At 61.7% G+C, this 12,904-nt stretch carries 11 protein-coding genes; 8 read left to right on the top strand and 3 right to left on the bottom strand.

The window, feature by feature from the left end:
- The first annotated feature begins 274 nt into the window (after nt 1–274).
- The 3 genes from CHU95_RS01740 (at nt 275) to CHU95_RS01730 (ending at nt 3,927) form a co-directional block, all read left to right on the top strand.
- Nucleotides 275–1,525, top strand: a complete 1,251-nt coding sequence (locus CHU95_RS01740; protein ID WP_094453121.1) for a pentapeptide repeat-containing protein — start codon at nt 275–277, stop codon at nt 1,523–1,525.
- 81 nt (nt 1,526–1,606) lie between these two features.
- Complete coding sequence (locus CHU95_RS01735) at nt 1,607–2,095, top strand: RNA pyrophosphohydrolase (protein ID WP_094453119.1); 489 nt, start codon at nt 1,607–1,609, stop codon at nt 2,093–2,095.
- A gap of 11 nt (nt 2,096–2,106) precedes the next feature.
- Complete coding sequence (locus tag CHU95_RS01730; protein WP_094453117.1) at nt 2,107–3,927, top strand: tetratricopeptide repeat protein; 1,821 nt, start codon at nt 2,107–2,109, stop codon at nt 3,925–3,927.
- 5 nt (nt 3,928–3,932) lie between these two features.
- On the opposite strand, the gene CHU95_RS22010 is transcribed toward CHU95_RS01730, so the two are convergent.
- The 3 genes from CHU95_RS22010 to CHU95_RS01715 form a co-directional block, all read right to left on the bottom strand.
- Nucleotides 3,933–4,244 (bottom strand): hypothetical protein, encoded by a 312-nt coding sequence (locus CHU95_RS22010; RefSeq protein ID WP_133065376.1) that lies wholly within the window; start codon nt 4,242–4,244, stop codon nt 3,933–3,935.
- A 181-nt stretch (nt 4,245–4,425) separates the two neighbouring features.
- Nucleotides 4,426–7,353 (bottom strand): TonB-dependent receptor domain-containing protein, encoded by a 2,928-nt coding sequence (locus CHU95_RS01720; protein WP_094453113.1) that lies wholly within the window; start codon nt 7,351–7,353, stop codon nt 4,426–4,428.
- A 321-nt stretch (nt 7,354–7,674) separates the two neighbouring features.
- The gene (locus CHU95_RS01715; RefSeq protein WP_165771949.1) at nt 7,675–8,937 is read right to left on the bottom strand and encodes a YihY family inner membrane protein; all 1,263 of its coding nucleotides are present in this window, start codon (nt 8,935–8,937) and stop codon (nt 7,675–7,677) included.
- 108 nt (nt 8,938–9,045) lie between these two features.
- Here CHU95_RS01715 and fabI point away from each other — a divergent pair, with 108 nt between their 5' ends.
- From fabI to CHU95_RS01690, 5 genes are all read left to right on the top strand, one after another.
- The gene (gene fabI / locus CHU95_RS01710; protein ID WP_245837807.1) at nt 9,046–9,900 is read left to right on the top strand and encodes an enoyl-ACP reductase FabI; all 855 of its coding nucleotides are present in this window, start codon (nt 9,046–9,048) and stop codon (nt 9,898–9,900) included.
- A gap of 7 nt (nt 9,901–9,907) precedes the next feature.
- Nucleotides 9,908–10,996 carry a chorismate synthase gene (aroC, locus tag CHU95_RS01705; protein ID WP_094453109.1) on the top strand — a complete coding sequence of 363 codons (1,089 nt, stop codon included), beginning with the start codon at nt 9,908–9,910 and terminating at the stop codon, nt 10,994–10,996.
- Nucleotides 10,997–10,998: 2 nt separating this feature from the next.
- Nucleotides 10,999–11,856: a phytanoyl-CoA dioxygenase family protein gene (locus CHU95_RS01700; protein ID WP_094453107.1), complete on the top strand. Its 858-nt coding sequence runs from the start codon at nt 10,999–11,001 to the stop codon at nt 11,854–11,856.
- A 75-nt stretch (nt 11,857–11,931) separates the two neighbouring features.
- A complete protein-coding gene (locus tag CHU95_RS01695; protein WP_094453105.1) occupies nt 11,932–12,279 on the top strand; it encodes an ArsR/SmtB family transcription factor in 348 nt (115 codons plus the stop codon).
- Between the two features lie 12 nt (nt 12,280–12,291).
- On the top strand, nt 12,292–12,825 hold the full coding sequence (locus tag CHU95_RS01690) for an SRPBCC domain-containing protein (protein WP_094453103.1): 534 nt from the start codon (nt 12,292–12,294) through the stop codon (nt 12,823–12,825).
- Nucleotides 12,826–12,904 lie beyond the last annotated feature (79 nt).

Below are 12,904 nucleotides of genomic sequence, written 5' to 3'. Positions count from 1 at the left end.
TAGGTCAATTCTACTGACTTATTTTCAGTCCGAAATTGGGGCTTTGACGCGCAGTTTCGTGCATGGATTTCCGGAATTCCAGGTGCATTATTACTGCTGCGATGCACCATTGCACTGCATCAGAAAAGAGCCGATTCGTCCGCCCGACTGGCACGGGGATCAGGCCACCGAAACTATGCTTTCGGCCATTGGTTTCAAACGAGCCGCTGAAACCCTTTCGTGGTAATCAGGTTTCCAGAAGGGCACAAAACAACATCCCACAGAAAGGGCGGCAGTGGCGGATCTTGACCTTCAACAGTTGCTGGCTCTGCATCAGCGCTTTCTGGAGGGGCGTCCCGGTGGCAAGCGCCTGGAGCTTAAATCCCAGGACTTGCGGGGGGCCAGTCTGCCCCATGCCGACATGCGCAACGCATTGTTGAGTGGGGCCAATCTGGAGGAGGCCGTTCTGCGCGTCGCCACACTCGACGGAACAGATCTGTTCGGTGCCAATATGGCCCGCGCCGACATGGTGGGGGCCAGTCTGATCAGCGCCGACCTGCGCGGGATCAATCTGGCGGGCGCCAACCTGCGCGGCGCCTGTTTTGACCGCGCCGACCTGCGACAGGGGCAGTTGGTCATCTGGGTTGGTAAGGTCAAGCAGCAGGTGGTGCAGACAGCCAATCTGGCCGGGGCCGACCTGTCCAATGCGTCACTGGCGGGAACCGATCTGTCCGGGGCCGACCTGCGCAATGTCAATCTGGCCGGCGCCAACCTATCAGGCGCACATCTGTTCGCCGCCAATCTGTCCGGCGCTGACCTGCGCGGCACCAGCTTCGCCGACGCGAAGATGAAGGCGGCGATCCTGGACAATGCGCAGGTAACCGGTGCTGATTTCGCACGCGCCGACCTGCGCGATGCCCGGTTGCGCAATATCTCGCCTGATGCCGCCAATTTTAAGGTCGCCTACACAGACGGCGCTGTGTTCAGCGCCGATCACGGCAAATTGGCACCCGAAGTGCGCGAGGCCATCACCCAGCATCAACGCTGGATCGTCAGCAACGGGCGCGAAGGTATGCGTATGGTGATGCTGAAGGCCGACCTATCGGGGGCCGACCTCACCGGCTGTGACCTGTCGGGCGCGGAGATCACCTATGGTCGCTTTGAAAAGGCCAACCTGCGCGGATCCGTATGGCGCATGGCCAAACTAACCGGGTCCAGCTTCCGCGGGGCTGAAATGCGAGATGCCGTTTTTGACGGCGCCAACCTAGCCCGCGCCGACCTGCGGGAAGCCAGTCTTCTGGACAGCCAGTTCGGCCCAGTCCCACTGCATGGGGCCGATGGCCGTGCGACAGGCCGTGACTGGCCCGCCGACCTGCGGGAGGCCAATTTGGCCGGTGCCGATGCGCGCGGGGCCAATTTGCGCGGCGCGCGGCTGGATGGGGCCAATTTCAGCGATGGCAACTTCGCGGCGGCCGATTTGCGCGGCGCCAGCCTGGATGCCAGTGCGACCAATGCGCCGGAACTGCGACGGGCGCGGTGGGCATGATGCATCGCCACAGGTGACGCCGGCCCCGTCGCTGGGCTACGGTGCAGACCAGCATGCGACAGCAATCCAAAGAATGACCAAATGGCGAAGCACAAGCCCGATCCAACCACCCTGCCCTACCGCCCCTGTGTCGGCATCATGCTGATCAATAATGAGGGGCACATTTTTGTTGCTAAACGAACCGATACGCCCGACGCCTGGCAAATGCCGCAGGGCGGTATTGATGACGGGGAAAGCCCGGCCCAGGCCGCCCTGCGTGAACTGGAAGAAGAGATCGGCACGGCCAAGGCCACGATCCTGGCCGAGAGCGGCCAATGGCTGTCCTATGACCTGCCGCCCCACCTGCTGGGCAAAGTCTGGGGCGGCCGCTACCGTGGCCAGACCCAGAAATGGGTGGCCTGCCGGTTCACCGGAATCGACGCCGATATCAATATCGACACCGCGCATCCGGAGTTCGACGCCTGGCAATGGGTGCCGCTGAACAAGCTGACCTCCATGATTGTGCCCTTCAAGCGCGCCACCTATGAGCAGGTGGTGGCTGAGCTGGGCCATCTGGCCGTTCCGGTCTGAGGCAGGTAGCCATGGCGGTCTTCTCTGGGCCGACAGCCCAACAGATCAGCCGGCTGCTGCAAGCTGGCCTTGCGGCACAAAAAGCGGGTGAGGCCGCCCAGGCCGAGCGGGCATACCGACAGGTCCTCGCTATCGACGCCCGCAACCCCGACGCTTGGCAGTTGCTGGGTCTGTTAGCCAAAACGATGGGAAGGGCCGATCTGGCCGCCGATTACATGCGCCGGTCGCTGGACACCAACCCCCGGCAACCAGGCGTGTGGAGCAATCTGGGCAATCTGCATCTGGCGGAGGGGCGGCCGGCAGAAGCCCTTTCCTGCTATGATCGGGCCATCACCCTTGCAGCCGGTAATGCAGAGTTTCTTTATCACCGCGCCAAGGCGCTGCACGCGCTGCGGCGGCTACCAGAGGCGGAAACAGCCTGTTCAGACGTGCTGCGACTAGCACCAGGTCATGTTCCCAGTCTGTTGATGCAGGGCCTGATCCTAACGGATGCCGAACGTCTGCCGGAGGCGGAAGCGGCGCTGCGACAGGCGCTGACCCTGGCGCCCGATCATCCGCTGGGGCTGATCAACCTGGCTTCGTGCCTGCGTAACCAGCACCGCTATGGGGATGCTGAACCCTTGGCGAGACGGGCGACCCACATTACCCCCCAGGCCAAGGAAGGCTGGCTGTTGCTTGGCAATCTGCTGGGGGATCTTGGCCGTTATGAAGAAAGCATCGAGGCTTTCCAGGCGGCCATCGCCCGCGACCCGCTGGAACGAGATGCCCATCGCAATCTGGCCCGGCGGTTGTGGACGCTGGGTCGGCTGGATGACGTTTTCAATGCGATCTATGCGGTGATGAAGGCACAACCAAAATCGCCCCGCGCCCTGGATATCGCAGCCGAATTACAAGCCGAATTTGGCTTTGTCGAAGCAGCGATGCAGAACTGTGCATTGGCTCTGACCTTCGCGCCCGACGATCCACCGCTCCTGCGCCGTCAGGCCGCGCTACTGCTGCGCGCTGACCGGCCCGCCGACGCCGTGCCCGTGCTGCGCCGTCTGCTGGATACGCAAGGAGACACCATAACCCTGCGCAACGATCTGGCGCTGGCGCTGCTCCGGTCCGGTGACCATGCGGGTGCCCGTGACCAGGTGCTGCAGACATTGACGCGATGGCCTTATGACCAATATGCGCTGGCCTTGCTGGGCACGTTGCAGCGGCTGGCTGGGGAACCAGGGCCTGACATTGACGGTCATGTGGCGATAGTCGACCTGCCGGCACCTCCCGGCTGGACGGACCTCGACAGTTTTCTGAAGGACTGCCTGTCCCTGCTGGACCGGTTGCATGATACGGTGAATGAGCCCATTCACCTGACCTTGCGCAAAGGTACGCAGACCAGCGCCAACCTGTTTGCACAGCGACCGGACCCGCCACTTGTTGCCTTGCGCGACCAGATCCTGGCAGCCGTCAGGGGTTATGTCGATGCCATGCCCGCCACCAGTGACCACCCGTATTTCGGACGTCGCGGCAAGGATCTGGCCTTTGCTGGCTCTTGGTCATCACGGTTGCGCAATGGTGGGTTCCATACCCACCACATTCATCCTGAAGGCTGGATCAGCGGTGTCTATTACCTTCAGGTGCCACCGGCAGCCGCGGCCGAAGATCAATCGGGCTGGCTGACCTTCGGCGTCCCCAATGTGGGGCCAGAGATCAACCTGCCCGCCTTGTACAGCGTCCAGCCCAAACCAGGGCGTCTGGTACTGTTCCCGTCCTACTACTGGCACGGCACCGTGCCATTTCAGGACACCGTGCCGCGCATCACCATCGCCTTCGATCTGATCGCAACCTGAAAGCATTACCGTCTGCGCCCGATCTCCACATCCAGAATCAACGACGGGCCATAACCATAGTCACGGTAGATGACGGTTACTGGCGGACGCGGCGGCGGCGCGTAATAGTAATAATGTACTGGCGGCGGAGGCCGCCGATAATGATGATGATGGTGGTTGCGACCACCCCGATAATCATACCCGCGTTCACCATAGTAATGGTGATGGTGGTGAGGGTGCCTGTCGCGGTCATGACGGCCGCCAGCCCATGCATCACCCACCGGTGCCATTGTCATCAGTGCCGCCGCCAGGGCGGCCAAGGCAACCATGCGTTTCATCTTCATCTCCAACCCAAGCCATGGACATGAAGAAAGGTTGATGCGCCAACAGGGCCGGAATGGGGCGCCGCGGTGACCGGAAAGCGCCGGCCGCTGTGACCTTTGCAAGCCCATAGCCCAAAATGAAAATGGCGGGGCCGAAGCCCCGCCATTCCCATACTCATGTCCTGCGAGGACCAGATCAGAACTTAACCTGGGCGCCCATGAACACGTAACGGCCCATCGAGTCATACACGCCCGGATAGGTGTTGCCGTTACCGAACACAGCAGCCAGCACGCTGGACAGCGGCGGATCCTTGTCGAAGACGTTGTTCACGCCAGCCGAGAAGGACAGGTTTTCAATCGGGCTGTAGGTAGCAGCCAGATCAAAGTAGTTGTACGCCTTGAACTTCTGGTTCAGGGCCGCAACATTGCCGCGGAGCAGCGGGTTGGACGACGTGCCTTCCGCCTTGACCGAGTCGATGTAGCGCCACGAGACCGAGAGGTTCGCATCCCACGGGGTCGCCCACGTGGTGCGCAGACGGTGACGCCATTCCGGCGTCGGCACGCCGCAGTTAGCGCCATGCAGGCCCACGCAGTCGTAGGTGCCTTCGCCCGGCAGCGGCTCACTGGTCGCGGTATCCATCCAGGTACCAACGAAGCTGAACGCCACCGAACCCATGTCGTTCACGCCGACATCGTCCAGGTCAAAACGGTAACCCAGGTCAACGTCGATACCGGAGGTCGACAGCGACGCAATGTTGACGTTGGTTGCCAGAACGTTAGCCGTCGTACCCAGCCACAGCGAGCCGGTGACCGGGTCACGGGTGATCAGGTCGCAGAAGGCGCGGTTGCCAGTGGTACCGCAACGGTTGACGGCCAGGGCCGACGGCACCGTCGAGATAACGTCCTTGATCTTGATCTTGAAGTAATCAACCGTCAGCGTCAGACCATCGATCATCGCCGGGGTGGCGACAAAGCCGATCGAGTAGGTGTCCGAGGTTTCGGGCTGCAGGTTCGGGTTACCACCGTCCAGCGAGTTATACTGGCCAGCGGTGTTTTCCACGATGCGGCCATACTGAGCGGCGGTCACGCCCATGTTGGCGCACTGTGCGGCCGTGAAGGTCGGCGTGGTGCCGGCGCACGGATCGCTGTCCATGTTGAACAGGCCCAGGCCCTGCGGCGTGAACAGTTCCTGGACGTTCGGGGCGCGGACGGCGCGGTTGTAGCTACCACGGATACGCAGATCGTCGATCGGCGCCCAGTCACCCGCCACCTTATAGGTGTCGGTGCCACCGAAATTCGAGTAATCCGAATAACGGTAACCCAGGTCCAGGGTCAACTGCTTGACAAACGGCGCATCTTCCACCAGCGGAACGCGCAGTTCGCCGAACAGTTCGGTCACGTCAAAGCCACCGGCGACGCCCAGGGTCGGACCACCCTGACCGGCCAAGTCGCCCGTAGCGAAAGCCGTATCGACCGTCCGCGACAGGTACTCTTCACGATATTCCGCACCCAGGGCGATAGCGATGCCCGTGGTGGCGGTCGGCAGGGTCATGCCGTAATCGCCCAGATCCTTCGACACAGAGCCCGAGGCCATCTTCTGCTCGGTGTAACCGCGCTGGAAGCCAGGGGTCTGCAGGAATTCCAGGGCCGCATCGGTCACGCCACCGGGCGTGAAGATGTTGTAGGGGGCGCAGCCGTTGGACTGATCACGGCAAACGATGTTGCCGCTGGCGTCACGGACAGCGTCCAGAGCCTGGGTGCCGCGGCTGAGGGAGAAGTCGTTGTAGTAGGTCTGGGCAAAGTTGACGCGAGCATACTGAGCCGAAACGTCATAGTCCCAACCAGCGACGTCACCCTTGAAGCCGCCAACCATGCGCCAGGAAGTGTGCTGCAGGTCAGACTGACGACCGCCACCCTCGACGTTACGACGCAGCAGCGTCATGGCCACGGTGTTGGAGGTACCAGCCAGCGAACCGCAATAGGAAGTCCGCTGGGCCGCGGTCAGCATCGGGTTGTCGCAGCGGATATTCGCTGCAACGCCAAACAGACCGGACGGAGCAATCTGGGCAACCGTCTGGTTGTCCATGAACATCAACTGCGTATAGGCCGTGATGTTTTCGTGGATTTCGTACTTGCCGAACGCGCCCAGGGTGTAGCGCTCGTCCGGACGCTGGTAGTAGTTCAGCGGGCCGAAATTGTACGCGCCCGTCGCCGCGGTGTACCGGGCAACCGTACCATTGGCCTGGACCTGCGCGTCAGACGGGGCCGTGCCGCCGCCAATGGCCGTTGCCAGAATGCGGGTCGGGAAAGTCGTGCCGGAACCGGAGCAGTTCCAGACGCCATTGCCAGCCGCCACCGTACAAGCGGAATAGTCGCGCTCGGACTGCAGAATGGCGTCGATCTTACGATAGCCGGCATACAGGGTGACATTGCCCTTGCCGTCTTCGGTGGACGCACCCATCACGACGGTCGCGTCGCGGGTGAAGCCGTCCGTCACGCTGTCATCAGGCAGCGGGAAATTACGTGCACGAACGGTGTTCTGCACGAAGTCATTGTCGTTGTTATGCTGATAGAAGGAGAACTGATAGTCGAAAGCAACGCCTTCGAAATCGTCCTTCATGATGAAGTTCACAACGCCAGCGACAGCGTCCGAACCATACACGGCAGACGCACCACCGGTGGCCACTTCCACGCGCTCAATCAGGGCGCCCGGGATCTGGTTGATGTCAGGCGCAGACCCGCCGGCACCCGGCGAACCCGGCGGCAGACGACGGCCGTCGACCAGAACCAGGGTACGGGTCGGGCCCAGGTTGCGCAGGTCGATGGTGGCGGTACCGGTCGAACCGTTGGAGACCTGGCTGGTCTGAGCGGCGAAAGCCTGCGGCAGGCTGTTGACCAGGTCTTCGACGCGGGTCGTGCCCTGGTACTTGATTTCGTCCTGGCCGACCACAGTGATCGGGGAGGTCGCAACCAGGTTCGGCGACGCAATGCGCGAACCGGTCACAACGATCTCTTCAATCTCCTGGGCCATCGCCGGAGCGGCGGACATGGCGACAACGCCCATGGCGGCACCGGCCATCAGAAGGCCGCGGATCGACCGCGCGGAATATACGGACTGCTTCATCTATCTCTTTCCCTTTTCCAGGCGCCCGTTGGTGGACACCGATTGGGTTGCCCCAGACTCCAGACCCCCGTTCAGGGCCGGACTCACCCGCCGTGGCCTCGGTCAAAGACCCAGGTCCCGGCAAGCCGCATAGCTGCTGCCCGCAAATAACAATCTATTCTCTCGCGCTTGCAATAGGTGTTTCACATTGGTGACTCCACATTGCTAATGACCGTTGCATCTTTGCACTTGCGTAGGCCGTAAGGCAGAGTTTCCGCGCCTTGCCGCTATGGCCGCCTGTAACCGGCGGGCACCGCCCTGTAACAGGCCGGTTTCAAGGTTTCAGGCCGGTTCCGGACCGTCCTTCTGGTCATATTGCGACGCAAAAATCGTTGCCAGCGAAACGTTCAGCATGTCGTGGCCCGCTTGTTCGGCATTTGTGATCATGGCGACCGTTTGTGGCGCCCAAGCCGCATCCAAGCGGCTGGCCATGGCATTTTCGCCACGAATCGCAAGGTCAAGTGCGCGCCGGAGGTCCGCAAGGGTCGCCTTGTGCAGATCGCGCGACACCATCCACGCCCCACGCCCGGAGCGGTCCACCCAATGGACCCGGCGCAGGGTTTCCAGCATGTCATCAATAACGGCCCCGCCGACAGGCACGCGTCGGGACAATGCCTCGCGCTTCATACCGACACCGTGCCGACTGGCCTGATACAGGGTGTCCAGGACGGCCAGCGCTACCATCAGCCTTTGCCCGGTCGACAGCCCCCCTTCCTCTCCGTTCAAGCGCCCGGCGCGCCATTCCGGTAAAGAGGCCGCCAGTTCGGCCCCAAACAGGATTACGGACCAGAACAGGTAGAGCCACAAAAGGAAGATGGGCACGACCGACAGCGCACCGTAGATCGCCTCATAGGTGGGAAACAGCGTGAGGTAGAAGGAGAAACCCGACTTGGCCAGTTCCGTCGCCACCCCGGCCACCACCCCACCGGCCAATGCATCCTTCCATGCCACCTCGCGATTGGGGATCGCCACATACATAAAGGTGAAGGCTGCGGTTTCAAACAGCAGCGGGATCAACGACAGGGCAAAGGCCAGTCCCGGATCGCCATCGGCCTTCATTCGCGCCAAGACACCCAGCCCCAAAGACAGAGAGGCCCCCAACAGCAGCGGGGCCATGGTCAGCACCGCCCAGAAAGAGAGAAGCCGCGTCAGCAGCGGCCGTGGTTCCGCAGCCCGCCAGATCGAATTCAACGCCCCTTCGATAGCAAAGAACAGCAAGATGGCCGTGATTGTAAGGCCAACCACGCCAAGCCCCGTTAAAGCGCCAGCCTTGGCCACAAAGGTCCCGGCATAAGATTGGATCTGATCGCCCACCTGCGGCACCAGACTTTGAAACAACAGGGTTTCCGCCTGCTGCCGCAAGCGGCGGAAGGCCGGAAAGGCCGTGAAGATGGCAAACACCACCGTCAGCAGCGGCACCAGCGCCAGCAGGGTCGTGTATGTCAGGGCCGACGCGGACACAAATCCCTTGTCACGGCTGAACCGGCGGGCGGCATAGGCCAGGATCATATGCCCGTCCCCCAGCAGTGCCAACAGGTTGCGCATCCAATTACCCGAAAACCCTGCCCCGCCTGCCATGCGTTTGACCCCCGACTTCGTTCGTGTAGGATGCGCTCCGATTTATGGCCGACCGGCCATGGCGGAGAGAAGAGAATGACGAACAGCGCCACCACCCCGATCAGCAGCGGCCTGATGGCCGGCAAGCGCGGCCTCATCATGGGCGTCGCCAATGACCGTTCCATCGCCTGGGGCATCGCCCAGGTCGCAGCCCAGCACGGCGCCCAGCTTGCCTTCACCTACCAGGGCGACGCACTGCTGAAGCGCGTAAAGCCGCTGGCCGATCAGGTGGGGTCTGATATCCTGCTGCCCTGTGATGTCACGGACGAGGCCAGCATTGACGCGACCTTCGAAACGATCAAGGAAAAGTGGGGCGGCCTGGATTTTGTGGTACATGCCATCGCCTTTTCCGACAAGAACGAGCTGGACGGGCTGTACCTCAATACCACGCGTGGCAACTTCCTGAAGAGCCTGGATATTTCCTGCTATTCCTTCACTGCCATCTGTCAGCGCGCCGTACCTTTGATGAAGGAAGGCGGCAGCCTGCTGACCCTGTCCTATTACGGGGCGGAAAAGGTGATGCCGCACTATAATGTCATGGGTGTCGCCAAAGCAGCGCTGGAAGCCAGCGTCAAATATCTGGCCAACGATCTGGGCCCGCAGGGTATCCGCGTGAACGCCATCTCCGCCGGCCCAATCAAAACGCTGGCCGCCAGTGGCATCGGCGATTTCCGCTACATCCTGAAATGGAATGAACTGAACGCCCCGCTGCGCCGCAACGTCACCATCACTGACGTGGGCAATGCCGGCCTGTTCCTGCTGTCCGATCTGGGCAGCGGTGTGACGGGTGAGAACCTGCATGTCGACAGCGGCTATCACACTGTTGGCATGGTGCAGGTCGATGCGGCCGCAGAGACCGGCAAACTGCTGGCCGGCATGGGCGAGGGCTGATTCCAAAATGGCGGGCAACAGCTTCGGCACCCTGTTCCGGTTCACCACGTTCGGCGAAAGCCATGGCCCGGCCATCGGCTGTATCGTGGACGGGGTGCCGTCGCGCCTGCCCCTGGATGAGGCGTATATCCAGACCTTTCTGGACAAACGCAAACCCGGTCAGAGCAAATATGTGACGCAGCGGCGCGAGCCGGATAGCGTTCAGATCAAGTCCGGCGTGTTCGAGGGCCTGACCACGGGCACCCCAATCATGCTGTTTATCGAAAACGAGGATCAGCGGTCCAAGGATTACGGGGATATCAAGGACAAGTTCCGCCCCGGCCATGCCGACTTCACCTATGATGCGAAATACGGCATCCGCGATTATCGCGGCGGCGGTCGGTCGTCGGCCCGCGAAACAGCCAGCCGTGTGGCCGCCGGTGCTGTGGCCCGGCGCGTGCTGGAAACCGCGCCCGGTGGCGGCATCAATATCCGCGGCGCCATGGTGCAGATGGGACCGCACAAGGTCGACCGGTCCCGCTGGGACTGGGCGAGCGTGGACCAGAACCCGTTTTTCTGCCCCGATCCGGTGATGGCCGCGCAGTGGGCCGACTATTTGGACGGAATCCGCAAGGCTGGATCGTCGGTGGGTGCGGTGATCGAGGTGGTGGCCAGCGGCGTGCCCGCCGGCTGGGGCGAGCCGATCTATGACAAGCTGGACAGCGACCTGGCCCAGGCCATGATGACCATCAATGCCGTCAAGGGCGTTGAAATCGGCGCCGGGTTCGACGCCGCTGCCCTGACCGGCGAAGAAAATGCCGACCAGATGCGGGTCGGCCCGGATGGTAAGCCGCATTTCCTGTCCAACCATGCCGGCGGCATCCTGGGTGGCATCTCCACCGGACAGGATATCGTGGTTCGTTTCGCTGTCAAACCGACCTCCTCCATCCTGACCCCACGTCAAACGGTGGATCGTTTCGGTAACGAAGCGGATATCCTGACTAAGGGCCGCCACGATCCCTGCGTCGGCATCCGCGCCGTGCCGGTGGGTGAGGCGATGATGGCCACCGTCCTTGCCGACCATTTCCTGCGCGCCCGTGCCTTGGGACAGAACTGACCATGCCGCACCTGAACCGAGATCAGATCGACGCCTATCACCGGGACGGGTTCCTGGTGCTTCCGGGTTTTGCCAGTGATGCCGCCTGTGACGCGCTGATGGCCCAGGCAGGCCGACTGGTTGATGGGTTTGATGCGGACGCCCATGCCTCGGTCTTCTCTACCGTGAACCAGCAGAAGATGTCCGACGATTATTTCATGTCGTCGGGCGACCAGATTCGTTTCTTCTTTGAAGAAGAGGCCTTTGATGCGCAGGGGCGTCTGCGTCAGGAAAAGCATCTGTCGATCAACAAGCTCGGCCATGCCCTGCATGACCGCGACCCCGTCTTCGACCGGTTTTCCCGTGATGCGCGCTTAGGCGTGATCGCCAGCGATATCGGCATGGAAAAGCCCCTGCTGATGCAGTCCATGTATATCTTCAAGCAACCGCATATCGGCGGCGAGGTGGTGTGCCATCAGGACAGCACCTTCCTTTACACGGAACCAATGAGCGTGGTGGGCTTCTGGTTCGCGGTTCAGGATGCGACCCTGGATAATGGTTGCATGTGGGCGCTGCCCGGCGGGCACAAGGATGGGCTGAAAAAGCGCTTCAACCGCGCTGCGGATGGCGGCGTGACGATGGAAGTGCTGGATGACAGCTCCTGGCCCGACTGCACGCCGGAAAACGGTTATGTCCCGCTGGAGGCAAAGCGCGGCACCTTGATCCTGCTGCACGGGCTGTTACCGCATCTGTCGGGACCGAACCGTTCCGATCGGTCGCGCCACGCCTACACGATCCATGTGGTCGATGGCGCCTGCGATTACCCGGCCAGCAATTGGCTACAACGCCCTGCCCACGACCCGGCACGCGGTTTCGCCTGATACTGACTGTCTTCAATATGGGGGGGCTCAGCGCCCCCTTGACTCGCCCCCAAATATGTAACCTACTAGTTACCTATGAGGGATGATCTGTACCAACTCAACGAGGCGGCGACGGATGCCGTGTTCCAGGCTCTGGCCAACCGGGAACGGCGGCGGATGCTTGACCTGATCCGGGGCAATCCCGGCTGCATCGTTGCCGACCTTCTCTCTGCGTTCGAGATGAGCCGGATTGGCGTGCTGAAGCATCTGCGCGTGTTGGAAGAGGCGGATCTGGTCGTGTCGGAAAAGGCGGGGCGGGAGCGGCGGCTTTATGTCAACACCCTGCCGCTGCGCGCCATCCATCGCCGCTGGTCGGATGAGTTTGATGATTTCTGGGCCGGCAAGCTGCTGGACCTGAAGGACAAGATCGAAGCGGGTTCATAACAGGGGGACGGTATGGGGGATGAGAATAAGAAGGTGTTCCGCACCAAAATCAAAGGCTCGGTTGACGCTATCTGGCGGGAACTGACCAAGACCGACACACCACAACAGGCCGTGTTTAACGCCCTGATGGTCAATACCGGCTTTTATCCTGGTGCGGCGGTGCAGATGCGCACCGCCGATCGCCGCCGTACCCTGGTGGTGGGGGAAGTGCTGGAATTCGATCCACCCCGCCGCTTCGCCCACACCTTCCGCTTCACTCAGTTCGACGATGCCCCCTGCACCGTGATCTATGAATTGGTCCCGCAGGCGGATGGAGTGGTGGAGGTGACCTTGACGGTAGAGAATATCCCCCATGGCACACGCACCGCGAAGGAAATGAATCAGGGCGGTACATCCATCCTGGGCAATCTGAAATCCCTTGTTGAAACAGGGACCGTGCCGTTCGGCACCCGACTGATTTACGCCTTGTTCGCGATGATGGGCTTTGTCTTGCCCAAGCGGACATTGGCTGAAAACTGGCCTTTACAGGACCGCGACGCCGCCTGAGCAACGAAAGCAACAAAGACAGGGAGAGCAAAGATGTCTGAGCTGGACCCGTATGGCTGGACAGGTTTGGTCGGTCGTT

It is taken from the genome of Niveispirillum lacus (assembly GCF_002251795.1).
In the GTDB taxonomy this organism is placed as follows: Bacteria; Pseudomonadota; Alphaproteobacteria; order Azospirillales; family Azospirillaceae; genus Niveispirillum; species Niveispirillum lacus.
The sequence above is the reverse complement of the archived record's forward strand: the minus strand, read 5'-3'. Positions and strand labels throughout refer to the sequence as shown.